The organism is Paraburkholderia haematera, from assembly GCF_905220975.1.
In the GTDB taxonomy this organism is placed as follows: Bacteria; Pseudomonadota; Gammaproteobacteria; order Burkholderiales; family Burkholderiaceae; genus Paraburkholderia; species Paraburkholderia haematera.
The window spans coordinates 22,824-39,478 of the sequence record NZ_CAJNBK010000024.1 but is presented as its reverse complement, the minus strand read 5'-3'; the positions used below and the strand labels follow the sequence as shown (position 1 = coordinate 39,478).

Annotated in this window: 14 protein-coding genes; 2 read left to right on the top strand and 12 right to left on the bottom strand. The window is 63.0% G+C overall.

The genetic code is table 11. The features are described from left to right. Positions 1 to 22: 22 nt before the first annotated feature. The 5 genes from KHO23_RS28410 to KHO23_RS28390 all read right to left on the bottom strand — a co-directional run bounded on the left by KHO23_RS28410 (position 23) and on the right by KHO23_RS28390 (position 6,793). The gene (locus KHO23_RS28410; protein ID WP_074284259.1) at positions 23 to 763 is read right to left on the bottom strand and encodes a 3-ketoacyl-ACP reductase; all 741 of its coding nucleotides are present in this window, start codon (positions 761 to 763) and stop codon (positions 23 to 25) included. A gap of 207 nt (positions 764 to 970) precedes the next feature. After that, a complete protein-coding gene (locus KHO23_RS28405; RefSeq protein WP_211615370.1) occupies positions 971 to 2,152 on the bottom strand; it encodes an acetyl-CoA C-acetyltransferase in 1,182 nt (393 codons plus the stop codon). Between the two features lie 133 nt (positions 2,153 to 2,285). After that, positions 2,286 to 4,124, bottom strand: a complete 1,839-nt coding sequence (gene phaC / locus KHO23_RS28400) for a class I poly(R)-hydroxyalkanoic acid synthase (RefSeq protein WP_211615468.1) — start codon at positions 4,122 to 4,124, stop codon at positions 2,286 to 2,288. A 543-nt stretch (positions 4,125 to 4,667) separates the two neighbouring features. Next, entirely contained in the window at positions 4,668 to 5,525 is an 858-nt protein-coding gene (gene pgeF / locus KHO23_RS28395) for a peptidoglycan editing factor PgeF (RefSeq protein WP_211615368.1), read from the bottom strand. Further along, positions 5,522 to 6,793, bottom strand: coding sequence for an RluA family pseudouridine synthase (locus KHO23_RS28390; protein ID WP_211615366.1), 1,272 nt, complete (start codon positions 6,791 to 6,793; stop codon positions 5,522 to 5,524). The genes pgeF and KHO23_RS28390 overlap by 4 nt, the downstream gene beginning before the upstream one ends. 38 nt (positions 6,794 to 6,831) lie before the next feature. Here KHO23_RS28390 and KHO23_RS28385 point away from each other — a divergent pair, with 38 nt between their 5' ends. Continuing rightward, positions 6,832 to 7,692, top strand: coding sequence for an outer membrane protein assembly factor BamD (locus tag KHO23_RS28385; protein WP_120291659.1), 861 nt, complete (start codon positions 6,832 to 6,834; stop codon positions 7,690 to 7,692). Between the two features lie 117 nt (positions 7,693 to 7,809). On the opposite strand, the gene rlmD is transcribed toward KHO23_RS28385, so the two are convergent. The 6 genes from rlmD to surE all read right to left on the bottom strand — a co-directional run bounded on the left by rlmD (position 7,810) and on the right by surE (position 14,027). Beyond that, a complete protein-coding gene (gene rlmD, locus KHO23_RS28380) occupies positions 7,810 to 9,228 on the bottom strand; it encodes a 23S rRNA (uracil(1939)-C(5))-methyltransferase RlmD (RefSeq protein ID WP_211615364.1) in 1,419 nt (472 codons plus the stop codon). Positions 9,229 to 9,386: 158 nt separating this feature from the next. Continuing rightward, the gene (locus KHO23_RS28375; protein WP_211615361.1) at positions 9,387 to 10,163 is read right to left on the bottom strand and encodes a 3'-5' exonuclease; all 777 of its coding nucleotides are present in this window, start codon (positions 10,161 to 10,163) and stop codon (positions 9,387 to 9,389) included. Between the two features lie 4 nt (positions 10,164 to 10,167). Beyond that, a complete protein-coding gene (gene rpoS / locus KHO23_RS28370; protein WP_211615359.1) occupies positions 10,168 to 11,247 on the bottom strand; it encodes an RNA polymerase sigma factor RpoS in 1,080 nt (359 codons plus the stop codon). A 13-nt stretch (positions 11,248 to 11,260) separates the two neighbouring features. Further along, a complete protein-coding gene (locus KHO23_RS28365; RefSeq protein ID WP_211615357.1) occupies positions 11,261 to 12,181 on the bottom strand; it encodes a peptidoglycan DD-metalloendopeptidase family protein in 921 nt (306 codons plus the stop codon). A 5-nt stretch (positions 12,182 to 12,186) separates the two neighbouring features. Continuing rightward, a complete protein-coding gene (locus KHO23_RS28360) occupies positions 12,187 to 13,272 on the bottom strand; it encodes a protein-L-isoaspartate(D-aspartate) O-methyltransferase (protein WP_211615355.1) in 1,086 nt (361 codons plus the stop codon). Then, positions 13,269 to 14,027 carry a 5'/3'-nucleotidase SurE gene (gene surE, locus KHO23_RS28355; RefSeq protein WP_211615353.1) on the bottom strand — a complete coding sequence of 253 codons (759 nt, stop codon included), beginning with the start codon at positions 14,025 to 14,027 and terminating at the stop codon, positions 13,269 to 13,271. Before surE ends, KHO23_RS28360 begins: the two co-directional genes overlap by 4 nt. A 227-nt stretch (positions 14,028 to 14,254) precedes the next feature. On the opposite strand from surE, the gene KHO23_RS28350 reads away from it, so the two are divergent. After that, the gene (locus tag KHO23_RS28350; RefSeq protein WP_211615351.1) at positions 14,255 to 15,229 is read left to right on the top strand and encodes an NADPH:quinone oxidoreductase family protein; all 975 of its coding nucleotides are present in this window, start codon (positions 14,255 to 14,257) and stop codon (positions 15,227 to 15,229) included. Between the two features lie 113 nt (positions 15,230 to 15,342). Here the strand turns inward: KHO23_RS28350 and KHO23_RS28345 are convergent, their stop codons facing one another. Beyond that, positions 15,343 to 16,569: a CaiB/BaiF CoA transferase family protein gene (locus KHO23_RS28345; RefSeq protein WP_211615349.1), complete on the bottom strand. Its 1,227-nt coding sequence runs from the start codon at positions 16,567 to 16,569 to the stop codon at positions 15,343 to 15,345. Positions 16,570 to 16,655: the final 86 nt, after the last annotated feature.

The window sequence follows — 16,655 nt, the reverse complement described above, 5'->3', positions numbered from 1 at the left end:
TTGTGAGCAGCGCGCCGATGACTCAGCCCATATGCAAACCGCCATTCAGCGAAAAGTCAGCGCCTGTCGAGAAACCCGATTCGTCGGAGGCGAGCCATGCCACGATCGAACCGATTTCGTCCGGCTGGCCGAGACGGCGCACCGGAATCGTCGCCACAATCTTTTCCAGCACGTCCGGGCGGATCGACTTGACCATATCCGTGCCGATGTAGCCCGGCGACACGGTGTTCACCGTCACGCCTTTAGTGGCCACTTCCTGCGCTAGCGACATCGTGAAGCCGTGAATGCCGGCCTTCGCGGTCGAGTAGTTGGTCTGACCGAACTGCCCCTTCTGGCCGTTCACCGACGAAATGTTGATGACTCGCCCGAAACCGCGCTCGACCATACCGTCGATCACCTGCTTGGTGACGTTGAACAGGCTGGTCAGGTTGGTGTCGATCACCGCCGTCCAGTCTTCGTGCGTCATCTTGCGGAATACGACGTCGCGCGTGATACCGGCGTTGTTCACCAGAATATCAACCTCGCCGACTTCGGCCTTGACCTTGTCGAAGGCTGCCTTGGTCGATTCCCAGTCGCCGACGTTGCCTTCGGACGCAATGAAATCGTAGCCAAGCGCTTTCTGCTCTTCGAGCCACTTCACGCGGCGCGGCGAGTTCGGGCCACAGCCTGCGACCACCTTGAAGCCCTCTTTGTGCAGCCGCTGGCAAATGCTCGTGCCGATGCCACCCATCCCGCCCGTTACGTACGCAATTCGCTGTGTCATAAACTACACTCCGTTATCGTTTTCGAGGCGCCGACCGGCTGCCTCTTCCCTCGCCTGGTGCTTCATCTCCACTGCCGCCGGGCGACCGGCCGACGAGGCCACTGCTCGCCGCGCGCCACCTGTTGCGAAGCGCCGCGCGGCAACCCTGCTTACCGCCTGCTAAAAAACTTTTACCTGAGCCCACGTGAGCAGGCCCGATGCCCGCCGTTAAGCGCGCTCGAGCGCCAGCGCCACGCCCATGCCGCCGCCGATACACAACGACGCCAAGCCCTTCTTCGCATCGCGCTTCTGCATTTCGTGCAGCAGCGTGACGAGAACCCGGCAACCGGACGCACCGATCGGGTGACCGATCGCAATTGCGCCGCCGTTCACGTTGATCTTCGACGCGTCCCAGCCCATCTGCTGATTCACGGCCAGCGCCTGCGCGGCAAACGCTTCGTTGATTTCCATCAGGTCGAGATCGGCCGGCGTCCAGCCCGCGCGCTCGAGACAGCGGCGCGATGCGGGCACCGGACCCATACCCATCACTTTCGGATCCAGACCCGAGGTGGCGTAAGCCTTGATGCGTGCGAGCGGCTTGAGGCCGAGCGCTTCGGCTTTCTTCGCGGACATCACCAGCACCGCCGCCGCACCGTCGTTCAGGCCCGACGCATTGGCTGCCGTGACCGTGCCTTCCTTCGAGAAAGCCGGCTTCAGGCCCGATAGCGATTCAGCCGTGACGCCGTGACGCACGAACTCGTCCGTTGCGAAACGCAGCGGCTCGCCCTTGCGTTGCGGAATGTCGACCGGCACGATTTCGTCGTTGAAACGGCCCGACTTCTGCGCGGCTTCCGCCTTGTTCTGCGACAGCGCCGCGAACGCGTCCTGCTGCTCGCGCGTGATGCCGTATTCTCTCGCGACGTTTTCCGCCGTCACGCCCATGTGGTACTGGTTGTAGACGTCCCACAGGCCGTCGACGATCATCGAGTCGATCAGTTTTGCGTCGCCCATGCGGAAACCGTCGCGCGAGCCCGGCAGCACGTGCGGCGCGGCGCTCATGTTTTCCTGACCGCCGGCAATCACGATGTCCGCATCGCCCGCGATGATCGCGTTGGCCGCCAGCATCACGGCCTTCAGGCCCGAGCCGCACACCACGTTGATCGTCATGCCGGGCACGGCCGCGGGCAACCCCGCCTTGATCAGCGACTGACGCGCCGGGTTCTGTCCGGAGCCTGCCGTCAGCACCTGTCCCAGGATGACTTCGCTGACCTGCTCCGGCTTCAGACCAGAGCGTTCGAGCACGGCGCGAATCACTGTGGCGCCGAGTTCGGGCGCGGCGATCTTCGCCAGCGACCCACCGAATTTGCCTACTGCCGTACGGGCGGCCGATACGATCACAACATCAGTCATTTCCATATCCTCCGGACATCGGCCAAATACGCCGTAGCCCGTCAAGTTAAAAAATCTTGTTGCTCATGCGCCCTTGCCATCCGGGCGCGCATTCATACCGCCAGACACACCGCGCCGCGAGGCGCGCTAAAGCCTACTCCCGTTGCCGTACATAACGCCCCGGCGCCGGCTCGATCACCGGGAATTCAGCGGAACCGGCAGAGGCGCGCGGCTTCACTTTCTTGCCGCCGAACTGGTCGAGCCACGTGGTCCATTCGGGCCACCAGCTGCCAGGCACTTCGGTTGCCTGATCGAACCATTCGTCCGTGCTTTCCGGCAACGTCTTGACGTCGCCTTCCAGTGTCCAGTAGCTGCGCTTTTTCTTCGCTGGCGGATTGATCACCCCCGCGATGTGACCCGACGCGCCGAGCACGAACTTCAGCGGCCCGGTGAGCAGCGGCGCCGACGCATAGGCGGTTTGCCACGGCACGATATGGTCCTCGCGTGAACCGTAAATGAAGGTGGGCACGTCGATCTTCGAGAGGTCGACCGGCTCGCCGCAGGTAGTCAACGCACCGGGCTCGCGCAGACGATTCTCGAGATACGTGTTGCGCAGATACCAGACATACATCGGGCCCGGAAGACTGGTCGAATCGCTGTTCCAGTACAGCAGATCGAACGGCACCGGCGTGCGCCCTTTGAGGTAATTGTCGACGACGTAGTTCCACACCAGATCGTTCGGCCGCAGGAACGAGAAGGTGTTGGCAAATTCGATGCCGCGCATCAAGCCTGGCGCGTTGCCGTTCTTGCCGCCGATGGTCTGCTCGCGCATCTGCACGTGCGCTTCGTCGACGAATACGTCGAGCACGCCCGTGTCCGAGAAATCGAGCATTGCGGTGAGCAGGGTCATCGACGCTGCCGGATGCTGGCCACGCGCTGCCGCCACTGCCAGTGCCGTGGCCAGCATCGTGCCACCCACGCAGAAACCCAGCGTGTTGATCTGCTCGCGGCCGCTGATCTTGCTGACCGTCTCGATCGCCTTGAGGACGCCCTCGCCGATGTAGTCGTCCCAAGTCTTGTTCGCAACCGATGCATCCGCATTGCGCCACGAAATCAGGAACACCTGATGACCCGATTCGAGCCCGTGCGCGACCAGCGAGTTCTCCGGTTGCAGATCGAGAATGTAGAACTTGTTGATGCAAGGCGGCACGATCAGCAGCGGCCGCTCGCGCACGGTAGCCGTGCGCGGCTTGTACTGGATCAACTGCATCAGGTCGTTCTCGAACACCACCGAGCCTTCGGTGGTCGCGAGATTTTCGCCGACCACGAAACCCGATTCGTCCGTTTGCGAAATCTTGCCGCGCTGCAAATCGGCCAGCAGATTCATCACGCCCTGCCGCAAGCTCTCACCCTTGCTATCCAGCAAGGTCTTTTGCGCTTCCGGGTTCAACGCGAAGAAGTTGCTGGGCGATGCCGCCGCGGTCCATTGCTGAACGGCGAAACGGATGCGCTCGCGCATCTTCGGTTCGGTTTCGAGCGCGTCGACCATCTCCTGCAGATAGCGCGCGTTCAACAGATACCACGCTGCGGTAAATGCGTAGGCCGGCGTCGCGCTCCAGGCGTCCGAACTGAAGCGGCGGTCCTTGAGCTCGGGAGTCTTCGCCGTGGAGGTAGCCGCCTGCTGGATCAACTCCATCGCCTCGCGCGAATAATCGGCTTGCAGCTTTTGCAGACGCTCCGATGGAATCGCGGCGCCCGGAACATCGAGTCCGGCGAATGAAGGCAGTGACGGCAAGGATCCCGCGGCCAGTTTGCTGAAGTCAGGTATACCGGGGAACGACGGCATCTGCGGCAAGCCCATTTGCGGCATGGCGGGAATGCCCATTGGCGGCATCTGAGGCATTTGCGGTATCGGGAAATGCGCACCATTGCCGCCAGGCGGCGTGCCGAGCGAACGCCATGCGTTCATCCAGGTGTCGAATAACTGCTGCATGCCTGCGGCTGGCGTTGCACCGCTCGTACCGGCCTGCTGCGTGTGCTCCGTGGAGGAGTCCGTGCTGGGGGAAGCTGAGGAATGTGATGCTGCCATACCTGCTTTTGACCGGTAAGTCCTTGCGGACGGGTTGAGAGGCAGGTTCATGCGCACGTGGGCGATTGCTCGCGACCTCGTCACGCCCTGTCCCATGTACGAGGAGCTGTGAGGAACATTCTTGCTCCCCATCGCAAGGCATGTCAATGCTTGTTCCCGATTTTGCCGCAGTGCGATAGTTTTTTAATTATCGTTTTCCCTGTGTAGCAGATCGCGCTTCTGGAGCGTGGGTTCATCCATGCCGGCGCACGCGGAAAAAGCTCCCATAATGCACGAGTTTATGAATATTTATGTGTTCGCATGCGGACACTTTTGCCGCAGATTTACACATGTGTGGCGAATTCCGGCAGCGCAGCAAAAAAGCGTGCCACGCCTCCAAACAAACCCTCATCCATGCGCTCTCAGGAGGGCGTCGCGCCCACCATGGTGGGCGCCATAGCGGCTCGCTCAATCCGCGATCGTCTGCGCCTGATCGTCCAGCCAGATCAGTGCGGCCATGCGGCCGGTCTCGCGATCGCGGCGATAGGAATAGAAACGCTCACGTTGCGTGACCGTACACAGGTCACCGCCGACAATGCGGCTCACGCCGAGCCGCTGCAAGCGCAAGCGCGCCAGCGCCGCGAGATCGGCGAGATATTTGCCGGGGTTTTGCGGATGCGTAACGAATGCATTCGCGGTGGCTTCGCGTTGCGCGCCGTCCACGTCATTCATGAAGGCGTCACGCACGTCTGCACCCACCTCGAAGGCGTCCGGGCCGATCGCCGGGCCGAGATAGGCGTGCAACGACGCGGCCGCTACGCCGGCAAGACCGGCAACACGCTCTGCGGTCTGCTCGACGATGCCCGCCGCCAGGCCACGCCAGCCGGCATGGGCCGCACCGACCGCGCGCCCCGCTTCGTCGCACAACAGCACCGGCATGCAATCGGCAACCATCACGAGGCACACCGTGCCGGTCCGATCGGTGACGCTGGCGTCCGCTCGTGTCGGCGCGCCGCTTGCGCGAGTCTGCTCGAGCGCCTCTTCAGCACGCACGATGCCGGCGCCGTGAATCTGCTCGAGCCAGGCGGCCTCGTCTACGCCTGCCAGTCTTAATAGCCGCGCGCGATTGGTTGCGACCGCGGCGGGGTCGTCACCGGCTTTCATCCCCAGGTTCAGACCGCCGGGTTGATCCACACCGTCCTGCCAGCGGCCGAACGGCGGCTCGCTCACGCCGCCATTGCGCGTGGTGACGAACGCACGCACCCGCGGCGACACGTTCCATGCCGGTTGCACAACATCCGCAAAGCTCAGCTCGGGCAAGCTCATGCGTGACCGTCCTCGTCGTGTTCGTCGTCCTCGTCGTGATCGCCGCCGTGTGTTTCGTCTTCGTCGGCATAGTCTTCCGCGGGGGCGTCGTAGTCGTCTTCCTCATAGTACGTCTCGTCGAACTCGCCCGCATCGTCGCGCCCGAGGCCGAGCGCCGCGGACAGTACCTGCATGTCTTCCGGCGCATCGGCGCGCCATTGCATGGTCCGGCCGGTTTGTGGATGGATCAGGCCGAGGCGCCATGCATGCAGCGCCTGACGCGCGAAACCGTCGGGCAACGGCGTCACCGAGCGCTTGCCGCGCGCGCGCCCATAAACCGGATCGCCGAGCAGCGGATGGCCGATATGCGCGCAATGCACGCGAATCTGATGGGTGCGGCCGGTTTCCAGATCGCAATGAATCGCGGTGACCGGCTGACGTTGCCAGATCGCGGTGTCCACGCGCCGGAAATGCGTGCGCGCCGCCTTGCCCGACGCGCTCGTCACCACCGCCATGCGCGTGCGTTCGCGCGGATCGCGGCCGATCGGCGCGTCGATCGTGCCTTCTTCGGGCATGTTGCCCCACACCAGCGCGAGATAACGGCGTTTCACGGTACGAGCCTGGAGCTGGCGCACCAGATCGGTCTGCGCCTCGAGGGTGCGCGCCACCACCATCAGACCGGACGTTTCCTTGTCGAGCCGATGGACGATACCCGCACGCGGCAAGCCCGCCGCGGCGTCGCCATAGCGGTACAGCAGGCCATTCAGGACGGTGCCGCTCCAGTTGCCGGCTGCCGGATGCACGACCATGCCGGCCGGCTTGTTGATGACCACCAGGGTGTCGTCCTCGTAGACGATCTCGAGCGGCACCGGCTCAGGCGTGAACGCGAGCTGCTCCGGCAGCAGATCGGGCACGAGCTCGATGGTCGCGCCAAGCGGCACCGGCTGACGAATCTTCGCCGGCTTACCGTCGATGCGCACCCGCTCCGATTCGATCCAGCTTTGCAGCCGGTTACGTGAAAACTCCGGAAAGACTCGGGCGAGCACCTTGTCGAGGCGTTCGCCGGCCATTTCGTCGGGCACGACGACGCTGCGCGGCGACTCGTCCGCCACGCGGCTCGCCACCGTCGGCACCATGCCTGGCAGGCCGCCGGAGGCGAGCGCGTCGCTGCCGAGATCGTCGTCGAGTGAATCGACGCCCAACGCGTCGGAGGGGTCAGCGCTTACGCTATAATCTTTGTTGCTATTCCCGGCACCGGTTGTGGTACCTGGAGTATTTGAGCGGGTCATTGAGTCTGGGTCACCTGGACGTAAAGCTAGACTGGAAAATGCGAGCCTTGAACACCATCACTAAAGCGGCGATCAATTTGGCGGCCATCAAGAAGGCGGCCCGGAAAGTGGCCGGATATATTGCGTGCGCCGCAGCCGTCGCCGTTGTTGCGGCTTGTCACGGCCTGCCGGAAAAGACCGACGAGACAGCTACGTGGAACAACAACAAATTATATACGGAGGCGAACGACGCTCTGTCAGGTGGTGATTTCGGCAAGTGCGCCAAGTATTTCGAGATGCTCGAAGGTCGCGACCCGTTCGGCCACTTTGCACAGCAAGCGCAGATCAACGTAGCGTATTGCAACTGGAAAGACAACGAAAACGCCGCCGCCGACCAGGCGATCGACCGCTTCATCCAGTTGCACCCGGATCACCCGGACATCGCCTACGCGTACTACCTGAAGGGCATGATCCACTTCAACGACGACCTCGGTCTGTTCGGCCGCTTCTCCGGCCAGGACATGAGCGAGCGCGATCCGAAGTCGCTGCGCGAGTCGTATGACGCGTTCAAGGTCGTGGTCGACAGGTATCCGAACAGCAAGTATGCGCCGGACGCCGCGCAACGCATGCGCTATATCGTGAACGCGCTGGCGTCGCACGAAGTCCACGCGGCGGACTATTACTACCGCCGTGGCGCCTACGTCGCCGCGATCAACCGCGCGCAACTGGCGTTGAAGGAATACAAGAACGCGCCGGCTATCGAAGACGCGCTGCACATCATGATGCTGTCGTATGAGAAGCTGAATCAGCCGCAACTGGCCGACGACACGAAGCGCATTCTGGCAGGCACGTTCCCCGACAGCCCGTACATCACGGGCCATGCAAGGCCGGGCAAGGAAAAGTCCTGGTGGCAGTTCTAAGGCTCAACCAGACGCTTTAACCTGAAGCTTTAAAAAGAAACGCCACGACTTCGGTCGTGGCGTTTCTGTTTGTGGAGCGCCGCCAGCCTGTGCACCACAGGCTGGCATCAGGCGCCCTCAGTCCCGCTCGAACAGCGCAATCGACTCCACATGCGAAGTGTGCGGGAACATGTTCACCACGCCCGCCCCCACCAACCGGTAGCCGGCTTCATGCACCAGCACGCCCGAATCGCGTGCGAGCGTCGCCGGATTGCACGACACGTAGACAATGCGCTTGGGTAGCGGCCCATTACCGCTCTGCGCGATCTCCGCGAGCGCCTTGGCGACCGCCAGCGCGCCTTCACGCGGCGGGTCGACGAGGAATTTGTCGAAATGGCCGAGCGCGCGCATGTCGTCGGCGGTGACTTCGAACAGGTTGCGGCAGGCGAACGACGTATGACCCGCCACACCGTTCACCTCGGCATTGGCCAGCGCGCGCGAAGTCAGCACATCACTGCCCTCGATGCCCACCACTTCCTTCGAAATCCGGGCGAGCGGCAGCGTGAAATTGCCGATCCCGCAAAACAGATCGAGCACGCGGTCGGTGCTGGCCGGCGCCAGCAAACGCAGCGCGCGGCTCACCAGCACGCGATTGATCGCGTGATTCACCTGGGTGAAATCGGTCGGCTTGAACGGCATCCGGATGTTGAATTCCGGCAGCGTGTAGTCGAGTTGCACGTCGAGCGGATAGAACGGCGAAACCGTCTCAGGGCCGCCCGGCTGCAACCACCATTGGATCTTGTGTTCGTCGGCGAAATCGCGGAGCACCTGTTCGTCGGCGGCGGTGAGCGGCGCGAGGTTGCGCAGCACCAGCGCGGTGACCGACGAGCCGACCGCGAGCTCGATCTGCGGCGTACGATCGTAAATCGACAACTTGCGGATCATGAAACGCAACGGCATCAGCATGGCCGAAATGTGCGACGGCAGCACCTCGCAGGTCTTCATATCGGCGATTTGGCTGCTCTTCTTCTCGTAGAAGCCGATCCGCATGCCACCCTTTTCCGGCAGATAGCGCACAGCCAGACGCGCGCGATAGCGGTAGCCCCACGCCGGTCCGTGAATCGGCCGGAATATCGTTTCCGGGCGCAGCTTCGCCAGATGCTGGAAATCGTCTTCGAGTACGCGCTGTTTGACCGAGATCTGAGCGCGGATGTCGAGATGCTGCATCGAACAGCCGCCGCAGATATCGAAATAGCTGCATTTCGGTTTGGTGCGAAGCACGCTTTCGCGGAACACCTGCACAACCTCGGCCTGCTCGAATTTCGACTTGCTGCGATGCGTCGAGTAGCTGACACGCTCGCCGGGCAGCGCGCCTTCGACAAAAACCACCTTGCCGGGCGTGCCGTCTTCGCTCTCGATGCGGCCCACGCCGCGCGCTTCCATATCGAGCGAAACGATTTCGATGATCGGCTCATTGCCGGTGATGACGCGCGCTTTGACCGGAGCGGGTGCCTTCTGGCGCTTAGGCGAGCGGCGTTGGGGGGCAGTTCGGGACACCTGCGACTTCCTGACAAACTTGGGGAAAGGCGAGATTGTAGACGAAGCGCCATCGTTGCCAACGATTTGGCGCAGCTGCGGCCGTCAGCGCCTGCCTACCACCCGCCTCACGGCCGACTCAGGTGCCACGAACCGCTTCGCCATCAGCTTGTTGCGGTCTATTGGTCGAACGCGGCCAGATACTCAGCCCATTGTGGCGCCGCTTCCTGCGCTAACGCATTCTTGACCAGGTTGATCTCGTCAGCATACTCCTCAGCCGAAAACGCACCGCGGATCAACTGGAAGCGGCAGTACAGCAGGTACGTATTGACGACGTCGGTCTCGCAATAATTGCGGATTTCCTCGATGCGCCCTTCCTGGTACGCGTGCCACACCTGGCTGCCGTCCATGCCCATCTTGCCGGGGAACCCACACATCTTCGCGAGCGCGTCGAGCGGCGCGTTGGCACGCGCCTGATACATTGCCAGCACGTCCATCAGATCGGTGTGACGCGCGTGATAGCGGCTGATGTAGTTATTCCACTTGAACTCGCGGTCGTCCTCGCCAAGATCCCAGAAACGGGACGCAGGGATCCCGTTGACCAGCGCGCGGTAGTTCAGCACCGGCAGGTCGAACCCGCCGCCATTCCATGACACGAGCTGCGGCGTGTACTTCTCGATCACGCGATAAAACGACTGCACGAGCGCCGCCTCGCCATCTTCCAGCGTGCCGAGCGAGCGCACCCGGAAACCGTTGTTGTCGCGGAATACGCAGGAAATCGCCGCGATCCGTTGCAGGTGGTGCGGCAGGAAATCGCTGCCGGTCTTTTCGCGGCGCGCCGCAAAAGCGTGCTCGGCGACTTCGGCGTCGCTCAGCGTGGCGGGCAAATCTTCGAGGCGGCGAATGCCGGCGACATCGGGAATCGTCTCGATGTCGAAAACAAGAATCGGTGTCATCAGCTTATAGAACGGCGTCCTTCCGAACACCGTTGGAGGCAAAGAAGCGCTTTAGCCGCACCAGCGCTTCCTGTTGGATCTGGCGTACACGCTCGCGCGTGAGGCCCATTTCGTCGGCCAGTTCTTCGAGCGTGGCGGGCTCGATGTGATTCAGCCCGAAGCGGCGCTCGATCACATGACGGTGCTTGTCCGACAGGCGGGCAAGCCACGCACGTGTAAGCGTTTCCAGTTCGCGATGCTGTACTTCCGCGTCCGGCGACTGGCTCTGATCGTCGGACAGCAGATCGAGCAGGCTGCTCGCCGGGTCGAGATCGAGCGGCGCGTCGAGCGATGCGGTGTGTTCGTTCAGCGCGAGAATGTCGGTGACTTCGTCTGTGGTCTTGCCGGTCAGATACGCGATGTCGTCGATGCTGGCGTCGCGGCGCTCGGCGGCCTCCCCGGAATTCATCGAATTCTTTTCCAGATGGCGCTTCGCGCGCAGCACCTGGTTGAGCTCACGGATCACGTGTACCGGCAAACGCACCGTGCGCGCCTGGTTCATGATCGCGCGCTCGATGCTCTGACGGATCCACCAGGTGGCATACGTCGAAAAACGGAAGCCGCGTGTGGGATCGAATTTCTCGATGGCGTGCATCAGGCCGAGGTTGCCCTCTTCGATCAGATCGAGCAGAGGCACGCCGCGATTCAGGTAACCCTTCGCGATGCTGACGACAAGCCGCAAATTGCGCTCGATCATCACTTGCCGCGCGTCGAACTCGCCCGCCTTCGCCAGACGCGAATACTTCTGCTCTTCCTCGACGGTCAGAAGCGGCTTGACGCTGATACGGTTCAGGTAATGCTGAATCGTGTCGGCCGTCAGCTCGGCTTGCAGCAGCGCACGGAAATCGTCCACGTCGGGCGGCGCTTCGCTCGCGCTTTCGCGGCCCTCGCCGACTTCTTCCGCGCCCTGGCGCTCGTCGAGATCGCGCTCCTCCACGATCTCTTCTTCCGCGTCCGAAGCGCCGCTGTCCTCCACCGAAGCGGACGTGACGCGGCTATTCGTCTCAGACTCGGCTTGCGGCAGGCGGCGCTTCGATTTCGGCATGGTCGTGGATCGCTTATTGCGGCGGCAAGTACTTCAGTGGGTCGACAGGTTTACCCTGCCGGCGAACTTCGAAATGCAACATCACGCGGTCGGAATCGCTATTGCCCATCTCAGCGATCTTCTGCCCTTTGGTCACCGCATCCCCCTCTTTTACCATCAAAGAGCGGTTGTGTGCATACGCCGTGAGATAAGTTGCATCATGTTTGATGATAATGAGATTGCCGTAACCACGCAGCCCATTTCCGGCATAAACCACGCGCCCATCCGCCGAAGCCTTGACCGGATCGCCAGCCGCGCCGCCGATATTAATACCCTTGTTGGTCGAATCGTTGAACGTGCCGAGCATCGGCCCTCGCACCGGCCATGCGAACACAACGTTGCCGGATGCGCCCGCACTCGAGTCGCTCGCAGCACCCGGATTGGCCGGCGGCGTCAGCGACGCGTTGTTCGCACCCGAACCATAGATCGGCGGCGCCGCGACGCCCGCCGACGGCGTGCTGCCAAGCGGCGCGCTTTGCACCGGGCCACCGCCAATCGGCGCCGTCGACACGCCCGGCGTCACGCCGGCGGTATTCGCGCCCGGCGGCACGACGCGCAGCAACTGATCCACTTCAATCTGATTCGGATTGGTGAGATTGTTCCACGTCGAAATGTCGCGGTAATTCTGGCCGTTCTCCAACGCGATCCGGTACAGCGTATCGCCCGGCTTCACGCGATAGTAGCCCGGCGGCGGCGGTCCGAGTGGCACGGCCGGTTGCTGCGCGGCTTGCGTGCCGAGCGCGCCGCTGCCGGAGCGGTCGACGACCGGCGCCTGATCGAGGCGGGTCGCACACGCCGACATCAACAGGGACAAGGCGAGCACGCACACGCTACGCTGGGTTACGGTCATGGGAATATTCAGTCTGGTTCTTTGCATCGCGCGCAACATACTCATCGGTGTCAAATCACTCCGGATTTTAAGGGTACAAAGAAAACGCGATCAAGCCGCGACTCGCGCCACTGCGCGGGTCCGAGGCGTTCGACCAGGGTCAGCACCTGGTTTTGGCCTTCCTGCGAGCCGACCGGCGCGACCAGACGGCCGCCGATCGCGAGTTGTTCAAGCAATGCTTGCGGTACGTCGAGCCCGGCCGCGGCAATCACGATCGCATCGAACGGCGCCGCCGACGGCAACCCGAGGCGCCCATCGCCGTAGTGCAGCCGGATGTTCGGAATGCGCAGCGGACGCAAGTTCGTCTTCGCACGTTCTGACAGCGGCTTGATGCGTTCGATCGAATAAACATCACGCGCAACCTGGCTCAGCACCGCTGCCTGATATCCGCAACCGGTGCCGATTTCGAGCACGTTGTTCAACGCGCGGCCGGCAGCCGCCAGTTCGATCATCCGCGCGACCACCGAGGGCTTGGAAATCGTCTGGTGATGGCCAATCGGCAGCGCGGCATCTTCATAGGCCTGAGCCGCGAGGCCCGGGTCGACGAACATGTGGCGCGGTACCACCGACATCGCGTTCAACACGCGCTGATCGGTCACACCGTTCGCACGCAGGCGTTCGACCATCCGTTCGCGAACCCGTTCCGATGTCAACGCCAAAGCGCCGTTCAATGCGACATTCGGCACAGCGGTCCGCTCATTGAGTTTGGCGGCGGGCTTGTTCACCGGCGCCGGTTTTGGCGCGGCGCGCACGGCCGCACCCTGCGCGACGGCTGTTGCTTGGGGTTTGGCCTGCGGCTTGGCCGAGGCGCTGCCTTGCAGGCTCGCCGGCGCCTTCATTGGCCCCTTCGCTTGCGGTTTGGTGTGCGACGTCGCCTGCGTTTGAGTTTGAGTCTGTGCCCTCGCCGGCGCCTTCGCCGGAGTCTTCCCCGCGGAACCAGGCGGCGAATTCTTCGCCGGTTGCTGGCGTGCGTTCAGCGCCGCGCTCGCGGCGAGTGCCGCCGCGCGCACTTCGCCCGGACGCCCTTCAGTCCGGCGCGGTTCGCGCACCAGGTCTTCGAGGCCGAGCGGAAAGCGCTTTGCGCGCTCGCTGGTCATGAAGCGCCGCTGCCGGCGCGAGCCCAGTCGCGCGCTGCGGGCAGCATTTGCGTGTGGGTCAGATCGAGTTGCAACGGCGTGATCGACACCTGGCCGTTGGCGACAGCGTGGAAATCGGTACCCTCGCTCGCATCGCGCGCGCTGCCCGACGGGCCAATCCAGTAGATCGGTTCGCCGCGCGGGTTGGTCTGGCGGATCACCGGCTGCGACGGATGCCGCTTGCCGAGACGCGTGATATGCCAGCCGCCGAGTTGCTCATACGGCAGGTTCGGAATATTGACGTTCAGGAGCGGATGCCCCGGCAACGGTTGTTTGAGGTAGTGCGCGACGATCTCGGCGGCAACACGTGCAGCGTCTTCGAGATGCACCCAGTCTTTGTCGACCAGCGAGAAGGCGATGGCAGGCACACCGAACATGACGCCTTCGGTGGCGGCGGCGACGGTGCCCGAATAGAGCGTGTCCTCGCCCATGTTCTGGCCGTTGTTGATGCCCGAGACGACGATGTCAGGCCTGTGGTCGAGCATACCGGTGAGCGCGATGTGCACCGAGTCGGTTGGCGTGCCGTTGACGTAGTAAAAACCGTTCGCCGAACGCAGCACCGAAAGCGGACGCGACAGCGTCAAGGAATTGGACGCCGCGCTGCAGTTCTGCTCGGGGGCCATCACGGTGACATCCGCGATCGGTTTGAGCGCTTCGTAAAGCGCGGCAAGGCCGGGCGCCAGATAACCGTCGTCATTGCTGAGTAGGATTCGCATGCGGCGATTGTAACCGAGGAAAGAAGGCACGCGAACGACACAGCAGGCAGTGCACGCATCACATGCAAAGCACACGCGCCGGGCTCCGCGCCGACGGGTACCGACCGCGCAGGCACCCGGCCTCAAACAATAAAAACGCACGGTCGTGCGGATTGTTTTACACTCAGAATAGTTGCGACGCCCTGAGGGAAGTGCCCTTCAGGGACCCTGATCGATATGGAGACACGATGCGCGCGATTCGCTGTAATCAATACGGGCCGCCGGAGAGCCTGGTCGTTGAAAATCTGCCTGACCTCGAACCGCCGCCGGGCCACGTCGTGATCGACGTCAAAGCCGCAGCCGTCAACTTTCCCGATGTGTTGATCATCGAGAACAAATACCAGTTCAAACCGCCCCTGCCCTTTACGCCTGGCTCGGAAGTCGCGGGCGTCGTGCGCGCGGTTGGCGCCGGGGTGACACTGTTCAAGACGGGCTCGCGCGTGGTCGCATTTACCGGCTCGGGCGGGTTTGCCGAGCAGGCGCTGGCACCGGTCACGGCGTGCGTGCCGCTGGTGGACGGCGTCGATTTCGAGCTGGCCGCCGCGTTCACGCTCGCCTATGGCACTTCGCATCACGCGGTGGTCGATCGCGGTCAGTTGAAGGCCGGCGAGACGATGCTGGTGTTGGGCGCGGCGGGCGGTGTCGGCCTCGCCGCGGTCGAGATCGGTAAGGCACTCGGCGCGCGTGTGATTGCGGCGGCGTCGACCGACGAGAAGCTCGCCACCTGCGTGAAGCACGGCGCGGACGCCACCATTAATTACAGCACCGAAGACCTGCGCGAGCGCATCAAGGCGCTGACCGACGGCCGGGGTCCGGACGTGATCTACGATCCGGTTGGCGGTGTGTATGCAGAGCCGGCGTTTCGCAGCATCGGCTGGCGCGGGCGTTATCTGGTAGTTGGCTTTGCAAACGGCGAGATTCCGAAGTTGCCGCTCAACCTGACGCTGCTCAAAGGCGCAAGTCTGGTCGGCGTATTCTGGGGCGACTTTGCAAAACGCGAGCCCCAGCACAACCACGCCGCGTTCGATCAGATGACCGGCTGGATCGGCGAAGGCAAACTCAAGCCCTACGTGTCGGAACGTTATCCGCTCGAAGACACCGGACGCGCGCTGCGCGATATGGCGGAACGCCGGGTGATCGGGAAGATTGTGATTACGCCTTGACCGCGAGTTCTGGCGAGCTCGACATACGCTTCAGTGAGCGACAAATAAAAACGGCGCGCGGTTCTAGAACCGCGCGCCGTTTTTGCTGGACCTGGGCTTGCCGAACCCTGCACTCACACAATCTGTTGCGCATGCAATCTGGCAATGTGGTCGGAATCGTAACCTAGCGATTGCAGGACTTCATCGGTATGTTCACCCAGTTCCGGGCCTAACCAGCGCGTTTCGCCGGGGGTTTCCGACAGCTTCGGCGTGACCGACGGCAGCGTGATTTCCTGACCGTCCTGCCATTTGAAGCGCTGGATCATCTGGCGCGCCATGAATTGCGGATCGGTGAACATGTCCGCGACGCTGTAAATACGGCCGACTGGCACGTCGGCGGCGTTCAGCACGGTGAGCGCTTCGTCGATGGTGCGCGTGGCGAGCCACGCGGCGATCGCGCCGTCAATTTCCTGGGTGCGCGGCACGCGGCCGTCGTTGTGCGCCAAGCCTGGATCGTTCGCCAGGTCTTCGCGCTCGATAGCGATCATTAAACGCTTGAAGATCGGGTCGCTATTGCCGCCAATGACAATGCTGCCGTCGCGGCAAGGATACGTGTTCGACGGCACGATGCCCGGCAGCGACGCGCCGGTGCGCTCGCGCACCATGCCGTACACGCCGTACTCCGGCACCACGCTCTCCATCATGTTGAAGACCGCCTCGTACAGCGCGACGTCGACCACCTGCCCTTTGCCGCCGTTCACCTGCTTGTGATGCAGCGCCATCAGTGCGCCAATCACGCCGTGCAACGCGGCAATCGAATCGCCGATCGAAATGCCGATGCGTGGCGGCGGTAAATTCGGGTAACCGGTGATGTGACGCAAACCGCCCATGGATTCGGCGATCGCGCCGAATCCAGGCCGGTCGCGATACGGCCCGGTCTGGCCGTAGCCGGACAGACGCACCATCACGAGCCCGGGATTCTCCGCCGACAGGACGTCATAACCGAGGCCGAGCTTCTCCAATAACCCCGGCCGGAAATTCTCGACGACGATATCGGCTTCTTTCGCCAGTCGCCGCACGATCTCCTTGCCTTCTTCGGCTTTCAGATTGATCGTGACGGATTTCTTGTTGCGCGCCTGCACGGCCCACCATAGGGACGTGCCGCCGACTTCCGGATAGAGCTTGCGCCATTTGCGCAGCGGATCGCCGCCTTTCGGATCTTCGATCTTGATGACATCGGCGCCGAACTCGCCGAGAAATCGCGCGGCGAACGGGCCGGCGATCAGCGTACCGAGCTCGAGCACCTTGACGCCGGCAAGCGGGCCTTTAGGTGTGGCGCTAGGATCAGGATTGACGCTCATGAGTCTCCTCTGTGTTCTGTTCTTGCCCGGGCGCTGCGGGCGGCGGGCGGCGTTGCGGCTCAGTCCCGCGCGGCTCGCTCAGGCAT

Bases quoted from the DNA above. Each gene is read 5' to 3' on its own strand.
- KHO23_RS28410 (WP_074284259.1), bottom strand. From the start codon at position 763: ATGACACAGCGAATTGCGTACGTAACGGGCGGGATGGGTGGCATCGGC.
- KHO23_RS28405 (WP_211615370.1), bottom strand. From the start codon at position 2,152: ATGACTGATGTTGTGATCGTATCGGCCGCCCGTACGGCAGTAGGCAAA.
- phaC (WP_211615468.1), bottom strand. From the start codon at position 4,124: ATGCAGCAGTTATTCGACACCTGGATGAACGCATGGCGTTCGCTCGGC.
- pgeF (WP_211615368.1), bottom strand. From the start codon at position 5,525: ATGAGCTTGCCCGAGCTGAGCTTTGCGGATGTTGTGCAACCGGCATGG.
- KHO23_RS28390 (WP_211615366.1), bottom strand. From the start codon at position 6,793: ATGACCCGCTCAAATACTCCAGGTACCACAACCGGTGCCGGGAATAGC.
- KHO23_RS28385 (WP_120291659.1), top strand. From the start codon at position 6,832: ATGCGAGCCTTGAACACCATCACTAAAGCGGCGATCAATTTGGCGGCC.
- KHO23_RS28375 (WP_211615361.1), bottom strand. From the start codon at position 10,163: ATGACACCGATTCTTGTTTTCGACATCGAGACGATTCCCGATGTCGCC.
- rpoS (WP_211615359.1), bottom strand. From the start codon at position 11,247: ATGCCGAAATCGAAGCGCCGCCTGCCGCAAGCCGAGTCTGAGACGAAT.
- KHO23_RS28365 (WP_211615357.1), bottom strand. From the start codon at position 12,181: ATGAGTATGTTGCGCGCGATGCAAAGAACCAGACTGAATATTCCCATG.
- KHO23_RS28360 (WP_211615355.1), bottom strand. From the start codon at position 13,272: ATGACCAGCGAGCGCGCAAAGCGCTTTCCGCTCGGCCTCGAAGACCTG.
- surE (WP_211615353.1), bottom strand. From the start codon at position 14,027: ATGCGAATCCTACTCAGCAATGACGACGGTTATCTGGCGCCCGGCCTT.
- KHO23_RS28350 (WP_211615351.1), top strand. From the start codon at position 14,255: ATGCGCGCGATTCGCTGTAATCAATACGGGCCGCCGGAGAGCCTGGTC.
- KHO23_RS28345 (WP_211615349.1), bottom strand. From the start codon at position 16,569: ATGAGCGTCAATCCTGATCCTAGCGCCACACCTAAAGGCCCGCTTGCC.